Source organism: Pseudonocardia lutea (assembly GCF_042658055.1).
Lineage (GTDB): Bacteria > Actinomycetota > Actinomycetes > Mycobacteriales > Pseudonocardiaceae > Pseudonocardia > Pseudonocardia lutea.
On the sequence record NZ_JBHSQK010000117.1, the window covers coordinates 1 to 23,626 of the forward strand.

Sequence of the window (23,626 nt, forward strand, 5' to 3'; positions counted from 1 at the left end):
CGCCGCTCACGAGCTACACCACGCCATGGGGCGTCATCCGGATGCGGCTACGAGCTCGGGAAGGGTCGACCTTGCGTCGTCGCACCATCACTGTCGGCGATCGGGTGGCTCGGTAGGATCGGCACGTGGGTCGGACGGGCAAGGAGCAGCTGCGCGGCAACGTCGCGAGCGCGATCCGGGACCAGATCATGGCCCGCACCGTGCAGCCGGGCGAGCCTCTGCGACTCGGCCAGCTGGCGGAACAGCTCGGAGTGAGTGTGACGCCGGTTCGAGAGGCGCTGCTGCTGTTGACCCAGGACGGCTGGGTGACCCACGAGCCGAACCGGGGTTTCCGAGTGTCGGCGGTCCGCCGTAAGGACGTCGAGGACACCTATCTGATGTGGGGCACCGCCGAGGGCGAGCTCGCGGCACGTGCCGCCACCCGGGCCACGGCCCGGGACGTGGACGAGCTGCGGAAGCTGGATGCGCAGATCCGCGGCGCAGACCCGTCCGACGGGCACCTGGCCACCTCACTGAACTCGGCGCTGCACCATTACGTGTCGGTGATCGCGGACGCGCCCAAGTTGGAGTGGTTCGCCAGAGCGGCGAGCAGGCTCGTCCCCTTGCAGTTCCCGGAGAACTTTCACGTCGTGCCGGGGTGGTCCGAGGTGAATCGCGCCCAGCACACCCCCTTGATCGACGCCATCGCCGCCGGGGACGTCGACCAGGCACGCCTGCTTGCCAAGGAGCACTTCATCGGTACGGGCGACCTGCTCATGCAGTGGCTGGACTCTCTGGACTTCTGGGGCGAGCCGGACGCGCCGCAGACCCCTCGGGGTGCGGGCCGCCTCGCCGGCTGACCCGTCGGGAGCCGACCCGGAGCAAGCACCCGAGCGCCCCGCCGTGGGGTCGATGCGGTGCCGAGGGAGTGCATCTTCCCGGGGGCGCGGGGGCGGCCCTCATCGCCGCCCAGGGCACACGTGCCGGCGAGGGCCGCGTGCGAAGGGGCGTCGACGGACGTCGAGCTCCGCCGGATCCGTCGCGAAGGCACCCAGGTCGCAGGCTCTGGACAGCGCTCCGAGAGAACGTATATTCTTCAGCATGAGAATATACGATCAGCGCTCCGCTGGTCGTGCTCCCACCACGGAGGTCGACGGTGACCGACTCGCAGATCGCTGCCCGCAGTGCCGACGGCACTCCGGCAGTCGATCCCGCCCAGCAATCCAGCCGCCGCATGCGGAACCGAGTGCTCCTGTCGAGCTTCTTCGGGTCCGTGATCGAGTGGTACGACTTCTACCTCTTCGGCATCGCGTCCGCGGCCGTGTTCAACAAGCTGTTCTTCCCCGAGTTCAGCTCCACCGCGGGTACCCTCGCCTCGTTCGCCACCCTGGCCGCGGGCTTCATCGCCCGGCCCATCGGCGGCATCATCTGGGGGCACTTCGGCGACAAGGTCGGCCGCAAGGGCATGCTCGTGCTCTCCATCGTCTTGATGGGCGTCTCGACCACCCTCGTGGGCCTCCTCCCCACCTACGCGGCAATTGGCCTCTGGGCACCGCTGCTGCTGGTGCTGATGCGGCTGATCCAAGGGGTCTCCGCGGGTGGTGAGTGGGGCGGCGCGGTGCTCATGAGCATGGAGCACGCCCCCAGGCGTCGGGGGTTGTCCAGCTCGGTCGCGCAGATGGGTCTCTACGGCGGCATCCTGCTGGCCAACGGCGCGTTCGCGCTGGCCTCCGCCGCGACCGGGGACGCCTTGATGACGTGGGGCTGGCGTATCCCCTTCCTGATCTCCGCGGTCCTGGTGGTGATCGGCTTGTGGATCAGGCTCGGGGTCCAGGAGAGCCCGATCTTCAAGCAGGCCCGCGAGCGGGCGGAGCAGGCGGCGGGGGAGAAGCCCCGCGTGCCGCTGCTCGACGTCCTCCGCCGCCCGAAGAACCTGCTGCTGTCGATCGCGCTGGTGCTCGGTGCGTTCGCGGCCAGTGCGGTCTACGGCACTTGGATCGTCAGCTTCGGCATCACCGAGGGCTTCCCGCGCGCGGACATCCTCAACGCGGTCCTCGTCTCGGCGGCGATCGGGCTGGTGTTCCAGCCGGTCTTCGCCTACCTCTCGGATCTCTGGGGTCGCCGCGTGATCGTCGGCGTGGGTGCAGTCCTGCAGGCGCTGAGCTTCCCGGTCATGTTCGCTCTGATGGACACGGGCAGCGTCGGGGCGATGTATCTGGGCATCTCGCTGGCGGCGTTCACCCATGCCATCGTCTACAGCCCGCTCGGGGCGTGGCTCGGCGAGCTGTTCCCCACGACCCAGCGCTACACCGGAGCCTCCCTCGGCTATCAGATCGCCGGCACCGTCGGCGGGGGCTTCGCCCCACTCATCTGCGCGTCCATCCTGGCCGCGACCGGTGGGACGACCGGGATCTCCCTGTTCATCGGCGCCACCTGCCTGCTCACGGTCGTCGCGGTGTTCTTCGCCGCCGAGACCAGCCGCAGCGCCCTGTAAGGAGCGAACCATGACCCTCACCGACGTCCGCCCGGCCGAGACCCCGGTCGAGGAGAAGCTCGGCATCATCGACACCGACTTCCACCCGATGCCCCTGCCGACGGACCCGCAGGTGGCCGAGCACCTGCCGCAGCGCTGGCGCGACTACATCGCGCGCTACGGCCTGGGCAGCTTCGGCGGCGGGGTGTCGCCCTCGCAGCGCGAGTTCACCCACCGGCTCGACGCAGTGGACGAGCACGGGCGGGTCGGTGTGGACCCGCACCTGGCCGTGGAGCAGGTGGTGGACAAGTACGACATGTCTGCCGTGGTGCTGACCTGCCCGCAGACCTACATCATCACCCACGGCGGGGCGAACATGCCCTACGAGTGCGCGTTCGCGATCTATCGTGCCTACAACGACGCCCTGGCCCACACCTGGGCGGGCGCGGACGACCGGTTCAAGGCGAGCATCACCCTGCCCCGCGACCTCGCGGGCGCCGCGGACGAGATCGTCCGCTGCAAGGAGGGCCCGAACGGCGACTCCTACGTGCAGGTGCTGATGTCGCCGGCCGGGCAGGACCCGCTGGGCAAGCAGCGCTACTGGCCGATCTTCGAGGCGTGCGAGCACTACGACATCCCGCTGGGCTTCCACGTGCCGGGCATGGGCCGTCAGCCCACCGGCGCGGGGCGGCAGAACTTCTACGCCGAGATGCACGCGGCGTTCGCGGTGCTTCCGATCTCGATGGTGTCCAGCCTGGTCTTCGAGGGTGTGTTCGAGCGGTTCCCGAAGCTGAAGATCGCGCTGCTGGAGCTGGGCTGGGACTGGGCCGTGCCGTTCTCCTGGCGGCTCGACGCGACCTTCGACAAGCTGCGCGACGAGCTGCCGCACCTGACCCGGAAACCCTCGGAGTACCTGCGCGAGCACTTCTGGTTCTCCACTCAGCCGATCGAGGAGCCCGAGAAGCCGGCCTGGGTGCCGGACGTATACGCGATGTTCGAGGAGTCCGGCTTCGCGGACCGGCTGATGTTCTCCTCCGACTACCCGCACTGGGACTTCGACTCCCCGCACGAGTCGGTGCCGAAGACCATGCCGATCGAGCGCCGCCGTCGGATCCTGGGGGAGAACGCGAGCGCCCTCTACAAGATCCCGCTGCGGCCCGGGCACGGGATCCCGGCGTGAGCGCGCTGGTCGAGGCCACGCGCCGCAGGCGGGCCGCCCGGCTGCTCGACTCCGCGGACGCTCAGCGCGCCGCGGCCCGGGTCCTGCCGCGAGGCATCCGGGAGTACGTCGACGGCGGTTCCGAGGGCGAGGTGACGTTGCGCCGCAACGCCCGCGCGTTCGAGGACGTGGCGTTCGCCCCGCGCATGGCCACCTGGGTCGACGAGCCGGACCTGTCGACGAAGGTGCTGGGCACGCCGATCGACCTGCCGGTGCTCACCGCCCCGTGCGGGGGGATGCGCCTGGTCCACCCGGACGGCGACCTCGGGCTGGCGACGGGCGCCGCGCGCGCCGGCTCGATCCACGTGGCCAGCTCCGCGGCCGGCTACACCCTCGAGGACATCGCCGCGGTCGACGGGCCCCAGTGGTTCCAGCTCTACCGGTTCTCCTCCCAGTCGACGATGGAGCACCTGGTCGGCCGGGCTGCGGCGGCGGGCTACTCCGCGCTCGTGGTGACCGTGGACACCGCCGTGGCGGGCTTCCGGTCCCGGGACTACAAGAACGGCTTCAGCTACTCGATGCGGGTCAACGCCCGCAACGCCGTGAAGCTCGCGCCCCAGCTGCTGCCCAAGCCCGCCTGGCTGATCCGGTACCTGCTCGACGGGCTGCCGTTCGAGATCCCCAACACCGCCGAGGTCACCGTCGACGGCAAGCCGATGGTGCTCACCGAGATGACCAAGGGCGGCGCCGGCTCGCACTCGCCGACCTGGGCCGACTTCGGCTGGCTGCGCGAGAACTGGCACGGCCCGCTCGTGGTCAAGGGCATCATCACGCCCGAGGACGCGCGGCGGGCGGTCGACGCGGGCGCCGACGCCGTCATCGTGTCGAACCACGGTGGCCGCCAGCTCGACGGCTCCCCGGCCACCCTCACCGCCCTGCCGAAGGTCGTCGAGGCCATCGGCGAGCACGCGGAGGTGTTGCTGGACAGCGGGATCCGCCGCGGCAGCGACGTGCTCAAGGCACTGGCGCTGGGCGCCCGCGCGGTGCTCGTCGGCAGGCTGCCCGCCTGGGGGCTCGCCGCGGCGGGCACCGCGGGCGTCGAGCGCGTGCTGGAGAACCTGCGCACCGAGATGGTCCGGACGATGCGGCTGCTGGGCTGCCCCGCCGTGGCGGACCTCGACCCGAGCTGGCTGGAGGCCGCATGACCACCACGGAGAGGACCCAGCGCACGACCCGTTTCGTGGTCGGCCGGGTGGACGAGATCGCACCGGGGGAGCGTCGGATCGTCCAGGCCGGTGGCCGCGAGATCGGCGTGTTCAACATCGACGGCCGCTTCTACGCGATGCTCAACCGCTGCCCGCACCTCGGCGCGCCGCTGTGCGAGGGCGGCGTGGTCAACCAGATCGACTCGCCGGTGCCCGGCGAGGTCAGTCTCGACACCGGCCAGACGTTCGTGACCTGCCCGTACCACAACTGGGAGTTCGACGTGGAGGACGGCCGGTCCTACTGGAACCCGCGGATGCGGGCCCGGTCGTTCCCCGTCGCGCTCGAGGGCGCGGACGAGGTGCAGGCCGCGCTCGAGCGCGGCGAGCTGGACCGGATCCCCGGCCCGTACACCGCCGAGACCGTCGACGTGACGGTCGAGTCCGACTACATCGTGCTGTCCCTGCGGCCCGCACGAGGAGGTGCGAAGTGACCGCTCCGTTGCTCCACGGCACCACGCGCGACGCCGTGTGGACCGGCCCCGTGATCGACTGCGACGTCCACGCCACCCCGCCGTCGCTGGAGGCCCTGTTCCCCTACACCGACCCGGTGTGGGTGCAGGGCGCCCAGGAACGTGGCTGGAAGGGCCCGAACGGTCAGGCGCTGGCGTACCCGCCGAACGCACCGACGACGGCGCGGGACGAGTGGCGCCCCGAGGGCCGGCCCCCGGCGTCCCGCCTGGAGGACCTGCAGCAGCACGTGCTGGACCCGTGGCGGACCGAGGTCGCGCTGGTCAACACCGCCTACGGGGTGGACTCGCTGCGCCACCCGGACTGGGCCCCGGCGCTGGCCCGTGCGGTCAACGACTGGCTGATCGCCGAGTGGCTGGACCGTGACCCGCGGCTCGTCGGGTCCATGGTCGTCCCGGCGCGCGACCCCGCCGCGGCCGCGGCGGAGATCGAGCGCGTGGGCTCGCATCCGCGGATCGTGCAGGTCACCATGCCGGTGCGCTCGGAGCGGCTCTACGGGCAGCGGGTGTTCTGGCCGGTGTACGAGGCGATGACCCGCCACGACCTGGTCATGGGCCTGGCCTGGGGCGGGACCTCGGAGGACGCGCCTTCCCCGACCGGCTACGCCTCCTGGTACGCGGAGGAGTACGCGGCGGAGATCCAGGTCTACGGTGCGCAGCTGACCAGCCTGATCTACGAGGGGATCTTCCAGAAGTTCCCCGGGCTGCGGGTGACGATGCTGGAGAGCGGCTTCGCCTGGGTGCCCACCTGGAGCTGGAGCATCAACAAGAAGTGGAAGGGCCTGCGCCGCGAGATCCCGTGGGTCGACCGGCTGCCCACCGAGATCATCCGCGACCACTTCCGGTTCTCGATCGCCCCGGCCGACCTCGGCCCGGACGCGCACGCCCGCCGGATCATCGAGTGGCTGGGGTCCGAGGACGTCCTCATGTTCGCCACGGACTACCCGCACCTGCACACCGACGACCTCGCCCGGGTGCTGAGCGTCATGCCCGAGTCCATGCGGTCCAAGGTGATGCACGAGTCCGCTCGGGACTGGTACCGGCTCGACAAGGCGCTGGGACAGCCGACGCCATGAGCTACGCCGTCACCGTCGAGGCCCACCCGAACCGGCTGCGGGGAATCCTGGAATCGGGCGGGACGGCCGTCGGCCTGGCCTGCCACACGGGCGACCCGCACGTCGCGGAGACCCTGGCGATGGCCGGGTTCGACTACCTCTACCTCGACCAGCAGCACAGCGTGGGCGGGCTCGCCAGCCCAGTGGAGATGCTGCGGGCCACCGCCCGGACCGGCACCACCGCGCTGGTCCGGGTCGCGACCAACGACCCCGTGCTGATCGGTCGGGCGCTCGACGCCGGCGCCGAGGGGATCATCGTGCCGAACGTCGAGTCCGCCGAGGACGCCCGCCGAGCGGCCGCGGCGGCGCACTACCCGCCGCTGGGGGTGCGCAGCTGGGGGCCGACCCGGTCGGCGTACGGCCTCGGGCCGGATCCCGCCACCGTCAACGGCCAGGTGCTGTGCCTGGTCATGATCGAGACCGCGGAGGGTGTCGCCCGGGCGAAGGAGATCACCGCGGTCCCCGGCGTGCACGGCGTGTACGTCGGGCCCGGTGACCTCGCCGTGAGTCTCGGCCTCGACCCGGTCACCGGCCCCCGCGACGAACGGCACCGCGCCGCCGTCGCCGAGATCGTCGCCGCCTGCGCCACGGCCGGCATCGCCGCCGGGATCACCGGCGACCCCACCACGGAGGCGGACCGGGGCTTCCGCATGGTCACCGCGGGCTCCGACGTCGGCTTCCTCAAGGCCGGCCTGGCCGCCGCCCGTGCCCGCCGCGACGCCCTGACGCACCCCACCAGCGACATCGAAGGAGATGCCACCGCATGAGCACCGTCAACACCCTGCGTGGCCCGATCGACAGCACGCAAATCGGCACCACGCTGATGCACGAGCACATCATGGCCCGCAACCCCGAGCTCGAGCAGAACATCGTGCACCCGGAGTACGACGAGGCCGCGATCTTCGCCCGCGCCCGGAAGAGCCTGACCTCGCTGCACGAGGACAAGGGCATCGACACCTTCGTCGACCTGACCGTGCTCGGGCTGGGCCGCGACATCCCGACGGTGCAGCGCCTCGCCGAGGGCGTGCCCCTGAACATCGTCGTGGCCACCGGCTACTACACCGCCAAGGACCTCCCGACGTACTTCCACACCCACGGCCCGGACGGGCTCGTCGGCAAGACCCTCGGCGGCCCGGACGTGCTGGAGATGATGTTCGTCGAGGACATCACCAAGGGCATCCCGCGCACGGACGGCGTCAAGGCCGGGATCATCAAGATCGTCACCGACGAGCACGGCATCACTCCCGACCTCGACCGCGTCTACCGCGCCGCCGCCCGTGCGCAGGCTGAGACCGGCGTGCCGATCTCCACCCACACCAACGTCCACTTCGCCAACGGGCGCGACCAGCAGAAGTGGTTCAAGGCCAACGGTGTGGACCTGGAGCGCACCGTCATCGGCCACAGCGGCGACTCCACGGACCTGGACTACCTCAAGGAGCTGATGGACAACGGCTCCTTCATCGGTATGGACCGCTTCGGCATGGAGTTCGTGCTCGACGACGAGTCCCGCGTCGACACCCTCGCGAAGCTCCTCGAGCAGGGCTACGCGGAGAAGATCACGATCTCGCACGACGCCGGGTTCTTCTCGATCAACACCCCGCCGTCGTGGCGCGCGAAGTACACCCCGAACTGGCACCACCACCGCATCTCCGACTACGTGCTGCCCGAGCTGCGCAAGCGCGGGGTCACCGAGGACCAGATCACCCAGATGATGGTCGTCAACCCCGTGCAGGTGCTCACCGGCGACGCCGAGGCGACCAAGGCCGTGGCCGCGAAGGTGCTCGGGCCGTGACGGAGGAGTTGACCGCGGTCGTCGCGGCGATCGAGGCCGAGGCGGACGGGATCGTCTTGCTGCGCCTGGAGCCCGCGGTGGGGGAGAAGATGCCGGCCTGGGAGCCGGGCGCGCACGTCGACCTCGTCCTCGGCCCGGACCTGGAGCGGCAGTACTCGCTGTGCGGGGACCCGACCGACCTGTCCCACTGGCGGCTGGGCGTCCTGCGGGAGCCCGAGAGCCGTGGCGGCTCGGCTCACGTCCACGAGCGGCTGGCCGTCGGCGACCAGGTCGTGTGCCGAGGTCCACGGAACAATTTCGCCCTGGTCGACGCGAGCGAGTACCTCTTCATCGCGGGCGGCATCGGGATCACCCCGATCCTGCCGATGATCGCGGCCTGTGAGGACGCCGGGAAGCCGTGGCGGCTGTTCTACGGCGGGCGCCACGAGTCCACGATGGCGTTCCGCGGGGAGCTCGCAGCCTACGGCGAGCGGGTCATGGTGTGGCCGCAGGACACCCACGGCCTCCTCGATCTGGCCACGATCCTCGGCACCCCCGTCGCGGGCACCGCGGTCTACTGCTGTGGACCCGGCGTATTGCTCGACGCCGTCGAACAGCACTGCGCGAGCTGGCCCGCAGGATCACTGCACCTGGAGCGGTTCCGGCCCAAGGAGGGTGCGCTCGAGGGGGCCAACATCCCGTTCGAGGTCGAGCTCGACGCCTCGGGCATCACCTTGACCGTCGCGGCCGACCAGACCCTGGCCGAGGCGATCGAGGCGTCGGGGGTGGACCTGCCGACCTCCTGCCGCGAGGGCACCTGCGGGACCTGCGAGACCTACGTCCTCGAGGGGGAGCCGGACCACCGCGACTCCTACCTCAGCGCCGAGGAGCAGGCCTCCGGCGAGGTGATGATGCCGTGCTGTTCCCGTTCCCGATCGCCCCGGCTCGTCCTCGACCTCTGACGAGCCGCCTCACCCCGCCGGGCGCCCCGGACCCCGGGGCGCCTTCGGCGTGTCCGGGTCCCCAGAACCCAGCGAGTCCAGCCGGCGCATCAGCAGCTCGCCCGTGGCGCGGACGTGCGCCGCCGTCCCGTTCCGGGAGGCCCCAACGTCTCGGCCGCGAGCGTGTCGATCAGGGGGCTGTGCTGGGTGCGGTTGACCTCGGACCAGCCTCGTTCGCCGCGTTTACGTTACCGTTGATGATTTACGCTGACGTTGATAGCGTCCTCGGGTATCACCTCGACGAGGAGGAGGAATCCGTGGGAGTGCTCGAAGGCAAGGTCGCGTTGGTCACCGGGGCGGCGCGGGGCCAGGGACGGAGCCATGCGGTACGGCTGGCCGAGGAGGGCGCGGACGTCATCGCGGTCGACATCTGCGCGCAGATCCCGTCGGTGGAGATCCCGATGGCGACCAAGGAGGACCTCGAGGAGACCGTCCGCCTCGTCGAGGCGTTGGACCGGCGGATCGTCGCGAGCGTGGCGGACGTTCGGGACGGAGTGGCGCTGCGTGAGGCCGTGAACGCGGGTGTGGCCGAACTGGGTCGGCTCGACATCGTGTGCGCCAACGCCGGCGTGTACGCGCTGACGCTCGATGAGCCGACCGATCCGGTCGAGCGGCGGCAGTTCTGGCAGGACACCATCGACGTGAACCTGACCGGGGTGTGGAACACCGTCGATGCCGCGGCGCCGATCATGATCGAGGCGGGCAACGGCGGGGCGATCGTGCTGACCGCCTCCACGGCGGCGTCGAAGTCGGCGGCGAACCGCAGCCTGGCGATGGACGCCTACACGGCGGCCAAGCACGGTGTGGTCGGTCTGATGCGCAACTTCGCGGTGGATCTTGCGCCGCACAGCATCCGGGTGAACACGGTGCACCCGACCGGCGTGCACACGCCGATGGTGGAGAACGCGGTGGTCGAGCGGTACATGGCGGAGAACTCCGGCTTCGCGAAGCTGGTGCTGAACTCGCTGCCGGTCGACGCCGTCGACCCGGTCGACATCAGCAACGCGATCGTCTACCTGGTCTCGGACGCCGGGCGCTACGTGACCGGTGTCCAGTTGCCGGTCGACGCGGGCATCCTGGTCAAGTGAGCGGGACCGGGTGCGGGCAGCCTGCCCGCACCCGGCCGTCTCACTCCGCTGCGGGCACTCCTGGGTGGGAGGGGGCCGCGGCGGCGATGTCGAGCGCCCGGCGGACCGCAATGCGTCCCGCACCGAGGCGGACGGCGTTGGCCAGGTGCAGTCGGACGCCGGGCAGGTACCGGTGGGTGGGCGTGGCGTCGCAGGCCATCGCGATCAGCTCCTTGAGCCGCCCGCGGACGGTCCCGTTCCGCCAGGGCAGGGCACAGTAGGCGAAGAACGCCTGGTAGGCGTCGGGGGAGTGCTCGAGCAGGGCGTCCAGGAACCCCGGGATCTCGCGGTCGAAGTCCGCCCAGTAGGGGGCGTCGCCCTGCAGGCGGGACCGCAGCCCGGCCCGCTCCTCGTCGATCGGCGCGGCCGGCGTCCCGCGCTCGCGCAGGATCGTCGAGAGGCGCCGGGTGCCTTCCATCAGGGTGTGGACGCCGAGGGCCGACACCAGGACGAGGGTCTCCTGGACCTGCTGGGGTGTCGCGCCCGCGTCGAGCGCCCGGCAGGTGGCGTCGTCGATGCCGGCGGGATCGAGGGTGCAGACCGAGGCGTGGACGGCGAGTCGGATCAGCGCGGCCGAGAGGGTGTCGAGGTCGGGTCCGTCGGGAACCGGTTCCAGGAGCGACTCGGCGGCCTCCCGCACCTCGGCGACGGTGACCAGGGTGCGTCGCAGTCGTGTGGTCACGAGGTGCTTCCCACCTCGGCGAGCGGTGCCGCCGGCGCGGCGACGCGGGCCCGCAGCTCGTTCTTGTTGATCTTCGTGGCGGATCGGGGCCACTCGTCCGCGGTCAGGAAGTGGAAGGCCCGGGGCACCTTGTAGCGGGCGATGCGGCCCGCGCAGAAGTCCAGGAGCTCGGCTTCGGTGACGGTGTGCCCGGCCCTGATCTCGACAAAGGCCACCGGGACCTCGTCGAGCCGGGGGTCCGGGCGGCCCACCACCTCCACCCACTCCACGGCGGGGTGGCGCGCCACGAAGGACTCGATCTCGACGGCGGCGACGTTCTCCCCGCCGACCTTGAGCATGTCCTTGAGCCTGCCGTGGAAGGCGACCTGGCCTTCGCGGGTGAAGCTGTAGAGGTCGCCGGTGTGCAGCCAGCCGTCGGCGTCGAGCGCCTCGGCGGTCTTCTCCGGAGCGCGGTAGTACCCCTCCATCACCGAGTAGCCGCGCAGCAGGATCTCGCCGATCACCCCCGGTCCGACGTCGGCTCCGGATTCCACGTCGATGATCCGGATCTCCATGCCGGGGCAGGCCTTGCCCTGCGCGCGGGACCTCAGGTCGACGTCGTCCTCCCGGTCGCTGACCGCGTAGATTCCGGCGGCTTCGGTCATCCCGCAGGCGGCGACGAGCTCGCACCCGGGTAGCAGCGTCTGTACGCGCTCGAGCAGCACGCTGGGGCCGATGAGGAGCAGCGAGCGCAGTGCCGACAGGGCTGCCGGGTCGAACTTCGGGTGGTCGAGCAGCGGCTGGACGAGGGCGGGGAACCAGGGGAACGCGACCGTCACGCGCTCACGGACGAGCAGTTCGAGCGCGCGCGTGGGGTCGAAGTGGACGTCGGTGACGAAGGTGCCGGCGGACCCGATGACCCCGAGGAACGGGGAGAGGGTGCCGATGTGGAACAGCGGGCCGGGGGACCAGGTCACGTCGTGGTCGCCGGTGCCGAAGCGGTGGCGTGCCCGTTCGACGGGGCCGCGGGTCATGGCCTCGTGGGTGAGCACGCAGCCCTTGGGGTTGGCCGTGGTGCCGGAGGTGTACATGATGGCGCCGACATCCCGGAGCCGGACCCGGGCGCGCAGCACGTCGACCTGCGCGGGATCAACGCCGTCGGCGAGGGCGTCGAACCGCGACCGGGGGAGGAAGCCGGGGCTGGACTCGCCGGCGAGCAGCGCGGCGGCGCGCAACCGGGGTGCCTCGGGAAGGTCGAGGGCGGTGGGGTCCGCGGCGTCGGTCAGCGACGGCAGCCCCTCGCGCAGGGCCCCCGCGAGGTCGCTGTGTTGGCCCTCGGCCGCCGTGGTGAGCAGCACGACGACGTCCCCGTCGTCGATCACGTGGCCGAGCTCCGCGGCGCGGTGGCGGGCGTTGAGCGGCACGACCACCGCGCCGATCAGGCTCACCCCGAAGAACGCCTCGACGTACTCGACCCCGTTGGGGGCCAGCAGCGCGACGTGCTCGCCGGGCCGGACCCCGAGACCGAGCAGGCCACGGGCGACGCGGCGCGCCCCGGCGAGGAGGTCGGCGTAGCTGACCCGCGCTGTCGGGAAGACGAGGGCGGCCCGGTCGGGGTGTTCGGTGGCGGCGCGGACGAGCAGGTCGGCGATGGGGGATGCCTCCGTCCACCGCGCGGTGCGGTCGGCCGACGCTGTCATGGGTCCTCCTGAACTTCTCACGCGCCGTCGTACGGCTGCACGAATTGTGGTCATTCTTCCATTACTGCGGCGGCCGGGGAACATTTCCGGCAAACGCGGTGGTATCGTCCGCCACATGGCTTCTCCCACCCGGCGTCCACCGGAGTCCGCGGCGGGCAGCGGGTTGTCGAAGCGCAGGCGCAGCGCACAGATCGAGGGCAGCGCCACCTACCAGGCCAAGCGCAGCGAGCTGCTGCAGATCGCCGGGGACGTCTTCAAGGAGAAGGGCTTCGAGGCGGCCACCCTGAACGACATCGCCGCCCGCTTCGGCACCGACCGCGCCGCGATCTACTACTACTTCGCGGGCAAGGAGGAGATCTTCCAGGAGGTCTTCCAGGCCACGGCGAAGAAGGTCCTCGACGAGAACCTCGCCGAGGCCGTCCGGATCTCCGGGCTGGAGATCAGCGCGCACGAGAAGCTCCGCATGTTGATCAGGCTGCAGATCACGTCGTACGAGGCGAACTACCCGTACGTCTACGTCTACATCCAGGAGGACATGGGCAAGGTCGCCTTCCAGTCCACGCCGTGGGCGAAGGAGATGGTCCGTAAGACCCGTCGTTTCGAGGGAATCGTCACGGACCTCATCGCGGAGGGCATCAAGAATGGCGAGTTTCGGTCCGACCTGTCCGTTCCTCTGGTGGTTCGCACCCTTTTCGGGATGGTGAACTGGACGCATCGCTGGTTCAAGCCGGGGGACCGGAAATACACTGCCGAGCAGACCGTCGAGACGTTCTCGGCGATCTTCTTCGACGGGCTGCGCCACCAGGACTGAGCGGCGCAGCCCGGCCGAGGTCATCGCGGACTCACCGTCCGGTCCACACCGGCTTGCGCTTCTCGGCGAACGCCGCGAGGCCTTCGAGTTGGTCCTTCGTGCCCGCGTAGGCCTCGATGGGCTCGTAGCGGGTACCGAGCGCCTGCTCCAAGGACATGTCCAGACCCCGCAGTGCGGCGTCCTTCGCGGCCTGGACGGCCAGCGGCGCGCAGGCCATGATCTTCGCGGCCCACCGGTCCGCCGCGGAGGCGAGCTCGTCGACCGGGACGACCTCGTTGACCAGGCCGTACTGCTCGGCCTTGGTGGCGGGGAGCCGGTCGCCGGTGAGGATCATGCCCATGGCGACGTGGTGGGGCAGCCTGCGCACGGCGCGGTGCAGGATCCCGGACTCGCCGATGATCCCGGCCTTGACCTCCGGGATGAGGAACTGGGCGTCGTCGGCCGCGACGATCACGTCCGCGCACATCGCCAGCTCGAAGCCGCCGCCGATGACGTAGCCATGCACGGCGGCGATCAGCGGCTTGCGCAGGACGTAGCGGGGCCCGCCGACACCGGTCAGGCCGCCGCCCAGGGCCATCCGCCCGTCGCGGTCGGTGCCGCCGGAGACGTCCGCGCCCGCGCAGAACGCCTTCCCGGGGGTGGCGTCGAGGACGGCCACCCAGATGTCGGGGTCCGCGTCGATCTCGGTCCAGGCGGCGAGCAACGCGTCGTCCATGGCGGGGGAGATGGCGTTGAGCGCCTTGGGGTTGTCGAGCGTGACCCGGGCGACGTGGCCGTCCTTGGTGAACCCGATGCTCATGTGCGTTCCTCCGGTGGTGTGCGGAACTCGGCGATGGCCGTCTTGAGGCCGACCTCGCCGATCCATTCGCGCAGCTGCAGCACCGACGGGGACAGGTGCAGCAGCGCGTCCATCTCGGGCACCTGGGCGGCGGCGGTGCGCACGCCCATGGCGTCCATCGTGCGGTTGATCGAGAGCTTCTTGATGCGCAGGACGTCGGACGGGATCTTCGCCATCCGCGCGGCCAGTCCCTCGACGGTGGCCTGGACCCGGTCCGCGGGCACCGCCTGGTTGGCCCAGCCCCACTCGACGGCGGTGCGGCCGTCGATCGCGTTGCCCGGCAGGAAGGCGAGCTCCTTGGCGCGCTTCGGCCCGACCAGCGGGGCCCACAGCGGCGCGATGTAGCCGCCGCCGAGGGGAAGTGCGGGTTCGCCGATGCGGGCGTCCTCGGCGACGATCGTGAGGTCGCAGAACACGCACAGCTGCGTCGCGCCGGCGATGCAGTACCCGTGCACGGCCGCGATCACCGGTTTCGGGTGGTCCCAGATCGCCAGGTAGCGGGCGACGTTGCGGGCCAGGCGCTCCCGGTCGGCGACGGGGTCGGCCGCCTTCGGTTTGCCGACCTGGTCGACGTCGTAGCCGGCGCAGAACCCCCTGCCTTCGCCGCGGATCCCGACGACAGGCCCGCCGGCGTCGGTCAGCCGGGCCAGTGCGTCGGAGAACTCGTCGAGCATGGCGTTGGACAGGGCGTTGGCCTTGTCAGGCCGGGCGAGCACGATCCAGGAGATCGGGCCCGCGTGCTCGACGCGGATGTCGCGGTACGTGGGTAGGTCGCGCTGAGCCGAGGGTTCGCTCGCGAGCTGGCTCACGCGCGGCCGATCGGGATCTGCTGCTTGACGTGGAAGTCCACGACACCGGAGGCGCGCAGCTCGCGACGGGCGAACCGCCACTCGCCGTCGACCTTGACCAGCTCGTCGTGGTACTGGCCGAAGAAGTGACCGTCCGGGCGGTCCTTCGTGTACTTGTGCCAGGCGTAGAGCACCGAACGCACCGTGGCCGTGCTCAAGTCGTCGCCGAAGTCCACGACGATGTTCGAGACGTGGTGGCTGGTGGCGGCGAAGAAGCTGCCGATCCCCGAGAGCGTCTCCCGGTAGGCGGCGCGGCCCTCGGCGCCGAAGTTCGGCCCGTACGCCACGTAGCAGTCCTCGGTGAACAGCGCCGCGATCTCGTCGGGGTGGTTCATGTCGAGGTGGAATGCGTAGTCGAACAGCAGACGGTGGACCTTCTCGGTCTCGACCAGCTCGGCGACGAGCGTTTCGCTGGACTTCTGCGTGGTCGTCACAGGGGACCCTCCGGATCTCGTGCGGGAGGGGCATGCGTGGGCGTCCCCGGACGCCTCCTGGCCGCCACCTCCCTGTGCGCGGTCGGCGGCAACCGTATCTACATGAATGTAAACGCGCAATGAGTGTCGGGCGGCTGATCTCGGGCTGACGACCCGGTCGGACGATCCCGAGTTACGAGAGCGTTGACAGTTTACGTCGGTGTAGATAGCTTCGGTCCCGTCGTCGAGCGACGAGGCATCACCTCGAAGGGGAGGAGCCGCATGATCGAGCTCGAGAAGGTGACCGGGGACCCCGCCCGGCTGCGGCAGGTCTACGGGTGTTTCCCCAGCGGTGTCACCGCCGTCTGTGCGTTGGACGACGGCCTGCCCGTGGGCATGGCCGCCAGTTCCTTCACGTGCGTGTCGTTGGACCCGGCCCTGGTGTCGGTGTGCGTGCAGAACACCTCGACCACCTGGCCACGGCTGCGTGACCTCCCGCGGTTGGGGATCAGCGTGCTGGGCCAGGACCAGCGCGGCGCCGCCGGGCAGCTCGCAGCCAAGGACGGGGACCGCTTCGCGGGCCTCGAGTGGACCGAGACCCCGGAGGGGGGCCTGCTCATGCACGGCGCCGTCGCGTGGCTGGACTGTTCCGTGTACGCGGAGGTCCCGGCGGGCGACCACGCTGTGGTGCTGCTTGCCGTGCACGGGATGCACGCCGAGCCGGGCGCCGCACCGCTGGTGTTCCACGGCAGCCAGTTCCGGCAGCTCGTGGCGGTGTGAGATGGACACCATCGAGCAGGCCCTGGCCGAGATCGCCGCGGGTCGCCCGGTCGTCGTCGTGGATAGCGAGGACCGGGAGAACGAGGGCGACCTGATCGTCGCCGCGGACCTGGTCGACACCGCGACCATGGCGTTCGTGGTGCGCCACACTTCGGGATTCGTGTGCGTCGCGCTGCCCGAGCAGGACTGCGAGCGGCTGGACCTGCCGCCCCTGCACCACACCAACGCCGACGGTTTCGGCACCGCGTACCGGGTCACGGTCGACGCGGCGGACGGGGTCTCGACCGGGATCTCGGCGCGCGACCGGGCCCGCACCGCTCGGGTTCTCGCCTCGCGGGCTTCGACGTCCCGCGACCTCGTCCGGCCGGGGCATGTCGTGCCCCTTGCGGCCCGGCCGGGTGGAGTGCTCGAGCGGACCGGGCACACCGAGGCCGCGGTGGACCTCGCCCGCCTCGCGGGGCTGCGTCCCGCGGGCGTGCTCTGCGAGATCGTCAGCACCCGGGAGCCGGGTCGCATGGCGCGGCGTCCCGAGCTGCTGGACTTCGCCGCCGAGCACGGCCTCGCCATGATTATGATCGAGGACCTCGTCGCGTACCGCAGGCGCCAGGAGACCCGGGTCGAGCGGGTCACCGCGGCTCGCCTGCCGACCGTGAGCGGGACGGTCCACGCGGTGGGGTACCGCGGTGTCCCGGACGGTGGCGAGCACCTCGCACTGGTCGCAGGGGAGGTCGCCGCGGCGGCGGACGTCCCCGTGCACATTCACGTCGAATGCCTGCCGGGCGATGTGTTCGGGTCCGTGCGCTGCGGCTGCGCGCGCAGGCTCGACGCCGCGATGCGCGAGGTGGCGGTGACGCGCTGCGGAGTGATCGTCTACCTGCGCTCCGGTGCGGACCCGCACCGCGCGCTGCGCGAACAGGGCGCCTGCATCGGCAGGTTGGAGGCGCTCTGCGGCCCCCTGGACTCCGCACTGGTGGCGGCGGTCCTCGACGACCTGGGTGTCCGGTCGATCCGGCACCTGCACAATCCCGCACCGGTCCGAGCGGCCCTCGGGGGCCTGCTCGGCGAGACGGTCCGGATCGCCCGTCCGGGCACGCCGTCCGGCGAGGTCGCCTGACACCTGCACCGGAGAAGACCACCGAGGAGACGGCTCTTGTGAGATTCAGTTTGATGCAGACCGGCGTGATCGGACGCCGGCACGAGCTCGAGGCCGGCATGGCCGGCCAGCGCGGTGACCTCTACCAGCGGTTCCTCGAGGAGATGGTCGGCTACATCAAGCTCGCCGACGAACTGGGCTACGACGCCTACTGCTCGCCGGAGCACCACCTCCAGATCGAGGGCTTCGAGATCACGAACCACCCGGGCATCCTGGCCGCCTATGTCGGCCTGCACGCCCAGCGGCTCAAGGCGGGGATCCTCGGCTATGTCCTCCCGACCCACAATCCGGTCCGGGTCGCCGAGGAGATCGCGACGCTCGACCACATGCTGCGGGGCCGGCTGATCGTCGGGTTCACCCGCGGCTACCACGCCCGCTGGGTCGACGCCTACGCCGCGGTCCGGGGCATCGGGGCCACCAACGTCACCCACGCCAAGGCCAAGAACGAGCAGGACGCGATCAACCGCGAGATCTTCGAGGAGTCCGTCCAGATCGTGAAGAAGGCCTGGGAGAACTCGATGTTCTCGCACAAGGGCAAGTACTGGGAGTACCCGCCCGAGGGCGGCTCGGCCGGTCACCCCGGCTACGCGGAGTTCGGCGCCGGGCAGGACGAGAACGGCGTCGTCCGGGAGATCGGCATCGCGCCGCGTCCCTACACCGACCCGCACCCCAAGCTCTACGGCGCGTTCGCCTACTCCATGCGCACGGTGGACATGTGGGCCCGCGAGGGCGGCAAGCAGATCGTGTTCGCCAACGACCTCGACTTCTGCGACGCCCTGTGGAACCGCTACACCGAGACCGCCAAGAAGGCGGGGCGGGACGTGAAGCGGGAGGACGTCGGTGCCTGGGGCGGGTTCCTGATCCTGACCGACTCGAAGGCGGAGGCGCAGGAGCTCGAGGCGGAGCACCGCTGGTTCTGGGACAAGTGGTTCATCCCGCACGGCCAGCAGTTCCCCAACGTCCTGATCGGGACCCCGGACGACATCTCGAGGCAGATCGAGCAGGCCCACGAGCGGCTCGGGTTCGACGAGTGCTTCCTCATGTTCGGCCAGGGGCACCTCGAGCCGGAGCGACAGAACGCCGAGCTGGTCCGGTTCGCCGAGGAGGTCGCCCCCCGCTTCTCCAGCAAGGCCCCAGACGGAACCCTCGTCTGATCCGTCCCGCTCATCCGAGGAGGCAACGATGCCGAGCACCGAGGACAACAAGGCCGCCGTCACCCGGTTCCTGGAGATCTTCTCCGAGGGGAACCCCGAGAAGACCCTCGCCGCCCTCACCGACGACGTCACCTGGTGGGTCTCGGGGAAGCTCGAGGGCATGTCCGGCTCCTACGACAAGGCCGGGTTCGGACAGCTGATCGGTGGCGTGGCGGACGTCTACAAGGCGCCCCTGCGCATCACTCCGCGCTCGATGGTCGCCGAGGGCGACTCCGTGGCCGTCGAGGCCGACTCGTACGCGGAGCTGAAGGACGGGCGGGTCTACGACCCGCGCTGCCACTTCCTGTTCCGCGTCGCGCCCGACGGGCGCATCGCCGAGGTGCACGAGTACCTCGACACCCAGCACGCCAAGGACATCTTCTTCGGCGGCTGACCCTCCGGAAACCCCGCACCTGAACGACGACGTCCAGCAACGAGGAGCACAGAACAGATGGATTCCGGTCTCATCCACATCCCGTACATGCGCCCGGAGCGCACCAGCCGGCAGACCTTCGAGTGGGCGCTGGAGAACGCTCGTCAGGCGGACCAGGCCGGGCTGACCGAGTTCATGGTGGCCGAACACGCGACCCAGAAGTGGGAGTGCATCCCCACCCCGGAGCTGGTCATCGCAGCGGCGGCCACGCAGACGGAGCGGATCAAGTTCGCTCCGATGGCCCATCTGCTTCCGCACCACCACCCTGCCGACCTGGCGATCCAGGTGGGCTGGCTGTCCCAGATCCTCGAGGGCCGCTACTTCCTCGGTGTGGGCGCGGGGGCGTACCCGCAGGCGTCGTACCTGCACGGCATCACCGACCTGCAGAACAACCCGAAGCGGGTCCGCGAGTCGCTCGAGATCATGGAGAAGATCTGGAAGCGCGAGCCGTTCTTCCACGAGGGCGAGTTCTGGAACGCCGGCTACCCGGAGGAGGTCGACGACGGCCTCGGCCACGACGACCACAAGCTCGCCGACTTCAGCCCCTGGGGCGGCAAGCTCGACATCGCCGTGACCGGGCTGTCGGTGAACTCGCCGTCGATCCGGTTCGCCGGTGAGCGCGGATTCATGCCGGTCTCGATCTACTCCGGGTCCTCGATCCTCAAGACCCACTGGGAGACCTACGAGAAGGCCGCCCTGGAGAACGGTCACACCCCGGATCGGTCGAAGTACCACGTCTCCCAGACGGTGTTCGTCGCAGACACCGACAAGGAGGCCAAGAAGCTCGCCATGGAGGGCGGCATCGGGTACGCCTTCGAGCGGTACCTGTGGCCCATCTGGGAGCGCTTCGGCATGCTCGAGGGCTACATCAAGGACGCCGGCGCCGAGCCGGGCGACGTCGACCTCGAGTGGATCTGCGACAACGTGTGGGTCGTCGGCTCCCCGGAGACGGTGATCGACAAGCTCAACACGCTCTACGAGTTCACCGGCGGGTGGGGCACCCTGCAGGTCGAGTCCCACGACTACATGGACGACCCGTCCCCGTGGTTCCAGTCTCTGCAGCTCATCGCGCAGGAGGTCGCTCCGAAGATCCAGCTGCCCTTCAGCTCCTCGGGCCGCTGAGTACGAGCAGGTGCGGGGGCGGGTCCCAGGTCAGGCCCGCCCCACCCGCTCCTCCCATCGCCACGTCGAGTTCGACGAGATCGACACCGAGCCCCTCCACTCCCGACCACGTCGACCAGGGCTACGCCGACCCGGACCACCGTGAGGGGCGTGTCCTCGACCCTGTCACCGACAGCACCGCCGCCTGACGGCGCCCGACAGCGGAGAACACCATGACCGAGATGGCGGCCACCAACGACGCCACACCCACGAGCCAGGTCATCGATGTACGCGCCTCGCGGCGTGCGCTCGTCGCGGGCTCCATCGGCAATCTCGTCGAGTGGTACGAGTACGCGCTCTACGGCTACATGGCGCCCGTCATCGCTGGGCTCTTCTTCCCGACCGGCGACGGTGTGGCCGGCTTGCTGGCCACCTTCTCGCTGTTCGCCCTGGCGTTCTTCCTCAGGCCCGTCGGAGCGGCGGTGTTCGGCCGCTTCGCCGACCGGGCGGGCCGTCGTCCGGTGCTCGTCCTCATCATCACTCTGATGTCCGGGGCCACGGCGTTGATCGGTGTCCTGCCCACCTACGCGACGATCGGCGTCTGGGCGCCGCTGCTGCTCACCGTGCTGCGGGTGGTGCAGGGACTCGCGGCGGGCGGGGAGTTCGGTGGTGCGGTGTCGCTGATGGCCGAGTACGCGCCGCCAGGCCGGCGTGGGCTCTACGGCTCGTGGTCGTTCTTCACCACGGTGATCGGGTTCGTGTTCGGGGCCGGGATGGCCACCGTGCTGATCGCCGTCCTCCCCGACGACGCCCTGGCCTCCTGGGGCTGGCGCATCGGCTTCCTCGTCGCCGCCCCGATGGGCCTCATCGCGCTCTACCTGCGGATGCGGGTCGACGAGACACCGTCGTTCCGCGCCGCGACTGGCGCGTCACCCGTCACGTCGACGCCCGCGACAGTGAGCGCGCGGGAACCGGGGCTGCTGCGGCAGGTGTTGACCACGGTCGGGATCGTCGTCGTCTACTCCTGCACCGGCTACACGTTCATGGTGTTGATGCCGACCTACCTGTCGAAGACCCTGGGGATGTCACTGGAGCAGTCCTACGTGCTCACCCTGATCAACGGCACGGTCGCGGGTCTGGTCGTCCCGTTCGCGGGTGCGTGGTCGGACCGCGTCGGCCGTCGCGCCGTGATGCTCGTCGGCACCGTCGGCACCCTCGTGCTGTCCTACCCGCTGTTCCTCATGCTCCGCGGCGGCTTCGGTGCCGCTCTGGTCGCCCTCGTCGTGGCCGGCGTGCTGATCGGCCTGGTCGGCGGACCGCTACCGGCGCTGCTGTCCGAGCGGTTCCCGACGCGCACCCGGGTCACCGGAGTCTCCTTGGCCTACGCGGTGTCGGTGGCGCTGTTCGGCGGGACGGCCCCGTTCATCATCACCGCGGTCGTCTCGGCGACGGGCAACTCGCTGGCCGCGGCCTGGTACACGATCGCCTGCAGCCTCATCACGCTCGCGACCCTGCTGGCGCTGCGGGGAACAGCGGCCCACCGAGAGGCCCTGCGAGACTGAGAATGGCCGGACACGACGTCAGCTCGGACCGCACCCTGCACAGGTTGCTCGACCAGTGGGCGGCCCTGCGGCCCGAAGAGCCCGCCCTGGTCCATCTCCGCGACCCTGCTGGACCCGCGAAGCCGGGCACGGTGACCTGGGAGCGCCTCGCCACCGATGTCCACGGCCTTCGGCACCGACTTGCGGGGATCGGCGTGCAGGACGGGCGAAGCGTGGTGTTGGCCCTGCCCAACAGCCCACTGACGGTGGCGTTGTGGCTGGCGATCCCGGCCAACGGCGCGATCGTGCAGGTGATCGACCCGGACTCCGGGCTGCTCGCCGTCGAGAGGGCCCTCCGGGCAACCGGGCCGGTCGCCGTCGTCGCGGCTGTGTCCAACGCCGGCCTCGTCGCCGACGCCATCGCCCGGGCAGAGGTGCCGACGCGGCTACTGGTCCCGACCGACGAGGAGCTGTGGACCACCGCCTGTCCCGCCGCCCTCGGCACAGCGGGCAGCGAGCCCCCGTCCGCCACGCCCGACCTCGTCGCGGGGCTGCTGCCGACCTCCGGCACCAGCGGCGCCCCGAAGCTGGTGCAGCTCACGCACCGCAATTACGTCATGTCCGCCGAACGACTCGCGCGCAACGGCGGCTATCTGAGCACCGACCGGCACTACCTCTGCTCGCCGTTCTTCCACACCAACGCGCAGCTCTACCTGTGCGCCCCGCCCTTCGTCACGGGCGGCTCGATCGCGATCGTGCCACGTTTCAGCGCGAGCACCTGGTTCGACGCCGCCCGCCGCACCGGCGCCACGATCGCCTCGATGGTTGCCCCGCCCATGCGGATGGCGCTGCACCGCGCCGTCGGCTCGGGACGACCGGTCGACCCGGGCCCGCTTCGTGCCGTCCACTACGGAATGACGCTCAGCAGCGCGGACTGGCAGGAGTGGGACCGGCTGGTTCCCGGAATCCACATGCGCCAGATCTACGGACAGACCGAGTCCGTGACCGGCGTCCTCGGCGGGTCGCCGTGGGAACTGGATGACCGCGCAACGATCGGGCGCCCGTTCCTCGGCGTCGACGGCGTCCGCCTGGTCCGCGACGACGGTTCCGAGGCTCCGGACGGCGAGCCGGGGGAGCTGTGGGTCCGCGGGAGCCCGGGCAACACGCTCATGCTCGGCTACCTCGACGCTTCCGATGCCACCGCCGCGACCCTCGTCGACGGCGAATGGCTGCGGACGGGCGACATCATGGTCCGGCACCCGTACGGCCGCTTCGAGTTCCGCGGCCGCGGCATGCACATCATCCGACGTGGCGGGGAGAACATCTCGACCTACGCGCTGGAGGTCGATCTCCAGGCCTGCCCGCTCGTCCGCGACGTCGCCGTCACGGCCCGTCCCGACGAGACCCTCGACGCCGTCGTCGTCGCGCACGTGATCCCGGCTGCCGGCTATGAGGAGAGAAGCTTCCGCGCCTGGTGTCGCGAGCACCTCGGCCGTCGTGGCGTCCCGGACGAGATTCGGCAGCATGCCTCGTTCCCGAGAACCGGAAGTGGGCGAGTAATCGTGCGGGAGCTTTGACCGCTCATCTGTGCGAAGCTCGTATGAGCTTCAGACGGCGCACGATGTCCAGCGGGTGATACGAGCTGTCGGCATGACGCCACTCATGACACGAAATCTCGTTGAATGGTGCTGCGGGAGGGGCTGGAGAGGCCTTACGTGCCAGCGTTGTTGCTGGTAGACGGCCTGAGAGGGAGGTAGTGCGCGCTTTACACCCGAGCGGTCGCAGGTTCGATCCCTG

General features: G+C 70.4%; 23 protein-coding genes. 18 read left to right on the forward strand and 5 right to left on the reverse strand.

Features of this window, described 5'->3' with window-relative positions; translation table 11 throughout:
• The first annotated feature begins 125 nt into the window (after positions 1-125).
• From ACFQH9_RS30885 to ACFQH9_RS30930, 10 genes are all read left to right on the forward strand, one after another.
• Positions 126-839: a GntR family transcriptional regulator gene (locus ACFQH9_RS30885; RefSeq protein ID WP_379571780.1), complete on the forward strand. Its 714-nt coding sequence runs from the start codon at positions 126-128 to the stop codon at positions 837-839.
• 374 nt (positions 840-1,213) lie between these two features.
• Entirely contained in the window at positions 1,214-2,473 is a 1,260-nt protein-coding gene (locus ACFQH9_RS30890) for an MFS transporter (RefSeq protein WP_379571782.1), read from the forward strand.
• 10 nt (positions 2,474-2,483) lie between these two features.
• Positions 2,484-3,632 carry an amidohydrolase family protein gene (locus ACFQH9_RS30895; RefSeq protein ID WP_345382671.1) on the forward strand — a complete coding sequence of 383 codons (1,149 nt, stop codon included), beginning with the start codon at positions 2,484-2,486 and terminating at the stop codon, positions 3,630-3,632.
• On the forward strand, positions 3,629-4,816 hold the full coding sequence (locus ACFQH9_RS30900) for an alpha-hydroxy acid oxidase (protein WP_379571785.1): 1,188 nt from the start codon (positions 3,629-3,631) through the stop codon (positions 4,814-4,816). Before ACFQH9_RS30895 ends, ACFQH9_RS30900 begins: the two co-directional genes overlap by 4 nt.
• Positions 4,813-5,307, forward strand: a complete 495-nt coding sequence (locus tag ACFQH9_RS30905; protein ID WP_345382673.1) for a Rieske (2Fe-2S) protein — start codon at positions 4,813-4,815, stop codon at positions 5,305-5,307. Before ACFQH9_RS30900 ends, ACFQH9_RS30905 begins: the two co-directional genes overlap by 4 nt.
• A complete protein-coding gene (locus ACFQH9_RS30910) occupies positions 5,304-6,419 on the forward strand; it encodes an amidohydrolase family protein (RefSeq protein ID WP_379571788.1) in 1,116 nt (371 codons plus the stop codon). Before ACFQH9_RS30905 ends, ACFQH9_RS30910 begins: the two co-directional genes overlap by 4 nt.
• Positions 6,416-7,225, forward strand: a complete 810-nt coding sequence (locus tag ACFQH9_RS30915) for an HpcH/HpaI aldolase family protein (protein ID WP_379571790.1) — start codon at positions 6,416-6,418, stop codon at positions 7,223-7,225. The genes ACFQH9_RS30910 and ACFQH9_RS30915 overlap by 4 nt, the downstream gene beginning before the upstream one ends.
• Positions 7,222-8,250, forward strand: coding sequence for a phosphotriesterase family protein (locus tag ACFQH9_RS30920; protein ID WP_379571792.1), 1,029 nt, complete (start codon positions 7,222-7,224; stop codon positions 8,248-8,250). The genes ACFQH9_RS30915 and ACFQH9_RS30920 overlap by 4 nt, the downstream gene beginning before the upstream one ends.
• Positions 8,247-9,191 carry a PDR/VanB family oxidoreductase gene (locus ACFQH9_RS30925; RefSeq protein ID WP_379571794.1) on the forward strand — a complete coding sequence of 315 codons (945 nt, stop codon included), beginning with the start codon at positions 8,247-8,249 and terminating at the stop codon, positions 9,189-9,191. Before ACFQH9_RS30920 ends, ACFQH9_RS30925 begins: the two co-directional genes overlap by 4 nt.
• A gap of 296 nt (positions 9,192-9,487) precedes the next feature.
• Entirely contained in the window at positions 9,488-10,318 is an 831-nt protein-coding gene (locus ACFQH9_RS30930) for a mycofactocin-coupled SDR family oxidoreductase (RefSeq protein ID WP_379571796.1), read from the forward strand.
• A 40-nt stretch (positions 10,319-10,358) separates the two neighbouring features.
• Here ACFQH9_RS30930 and ACFQH9_RS30935 read toward each other — a convergent pair whose 3' ends face one another.
• Positions 10,359-11,039 (reverse strand): carboxymuconolactone decarboxylase family protein, encoded by a 681-nt coding sequence (locus ACFQH9_RS30935; RefSeq protein WP_379571798.1) that lies wholly within the window; start codon positions 11,037-11,039, stop codon positions 10,359-10,361.
• A complete protein-coding gene (locus tag ACFQH9_RS30940; protein WP_379571800.1) occupies positions 11,036-12,718 on the reverse strand; it encodes a class I adenylate-forming enzyme family protein in 1,683 nt (560 codons plus the stop codon). The genes ACFQH9_RS30935 and ACFQH9_RS30940 overlap by 4 nt, the downstream gene beginning before the upstream one ends.
• Positions 12,719-12,833: 115 nt before the next feature.
• Between ACFQH9_RS30940 and ACFQH9_RS30945 the strand changes: the two genes are divergently transcribed.
• On the forward strand, positions 12,834-13,529 hold the full coding sequence (locus ACFQH9_RS30945; protein WP_379571802.1) for a TetR/AcrR family transcriptional regulator: 696 nt from the start codon (positions 12,834-12,836) through the stop codon (positions 13,527-13,529).
• Positions 13,530-13,560: 31 nt separating this feature from the next.
• Here ACFQH9_RS30945 and ACFQH9_RS30950 read toward each other — a convergent pair whose 3' ends face one another.
• The 3 genes from ACFQH9_RS30950 to ACFQH9_RS30960 are packed head-to-tail and all read right to left on the reverse strand — an operon-like array spanning position 13,561 to position 15,649.
• A complete protein-coding gene (locus ACFQH9_RS30950; RefSeq protein ID WP_379571804.1) occupies positions 13,561-14,328 on the reverse strand; it encodes an enoyl-CoA hydratase-related protein in 768 nt (255 codons plus the stop codon).
• Entirely contained in the window at positions 14,325-15,176 is an 852-nt protein-coding gene (locus ACFQH9_RS30955; protein ID WP_379571806.1) for an enoyl-CoA hydratase-related protein, read from the reverse strand. The genes ACFQH9_RS30950 and ACFQH9_RS30955 overlap by 4 nt, the downstream gene beginning before the upstream one ends.
• Positions 15,173-15,649 carry a nuclear transport factor 2 family protein gene (locus ACFQH9_RS30960; protein WP_379571808.1) on the reverse strand — a complete coding sequence of 159 codons (477 nt, stop codon included), beginning with the start codon at positions 15,647-15,649 and terminating at the stop codon, positions 15,173-15,175. The genes ACFQH9_RS30955 and ACFQH9_RS30960 overlap by 4 nt, the downstream gene beginning before the upstream one ends.
• 261 nt (positions 15,650-15,910) lie before the next feature.
• On the opposite strand from ACFQH9_RS30960, the gene ACFQH9_RS30965 reads away from it, so the two are divergent.
• From ACFQH9_RS30965 to ACFQH9_RS30995, 7 genes are all read left to right on the forward strand, one after another.
• Positions 15,911-16,408, forward strand: a complete 498-nt coding sequence (locus ACFQH9_RS30965) for a flavin reductase family protein (RefSeq protein WP_379571810.1) — start codon at positions 15,911-15,913, stop codon at positions 16,406-16,408.
• A 1-nt stretch (position 16,409) separates the two neighbouring features.
• Positions 16,410-17,522 carry a 3,4-dihydroxy-2-butanone-4-phosphate synthase gene (ribB, locus tag ACFQH9_RS30970; RefSeq protein WP_379571812.1) on the forward strand — a complete coding sequence of 371 codons (1,113 nt, stop codon included), beginning with the start codon at positions 16,410-16,412 and terminating at the stop codon, positions 17,520-17,522.
• A gap of 38 nt (positions 17,523-17,560) precedes the next feature.
• Complete coding sequence (locus ACFQH9_RS30975) at positions 17,561-18,715, forward strand: LLM class flavin-dependent oxidoreductase (RefSeq protein WP_379571814.1); 1,155 nt, start codon at positions 17,561-17,563, stop codon at positions 18,713-18,715.
• Positions 18,716-18,743: 28 nt separating this feature from the next.
• Complete coding sequence (locus ACFQH9_RS30980; RefSeq protein ID WP_379571816.1) at positions 18,744-19,148, forward strand: nuclear transport factor 2 family protein; 405 nt, start codon at positions 18,744-18,746, stop codon at positions 19,146-19,148.
• Positions 19,149-19,205: 57 nt separating this feature from the next.
• On the forward strand, positions 19,206-20,309 hold the full coding sequence (locus ACFQH9_RS30985; RefSeq protein ID WP_345382686.1) for an LLM class flavin-dependent oxidoreductase: 1,104 nt from the start codon (positions 19,206-19,208) through the stop codon (positions 20,307-20,309).
• A 212-nt stretch (positions 20,310-20,521) separates the two neighbouring features.
• Positions 20,522-21,850, forward strand: a complete 1,329-nt coding sequence (locus tag ACFQH9_RS30990; protein WP_379571818.1) for an MFS transporter — start codon at positions 20,522-20,524, stop codon at positions 21,848-21,850.
• A 2-nt stretch (positions 21,851-21,852) separates the two neighbouring features.
• Positions 21,853-23,406 (forward strand): class I adenylate-forming enzyme family protein, encoded by a 1,554-nt coding sequence (locus ACFQH9_RS30995; protein WP_379571820.1) that lies wholly within the window; start codon positions 21,853-21,855, stop codon positions 23,404-23,406.
• Positions 23,407-23,626 lie beyond the last annotated feature (220 nt).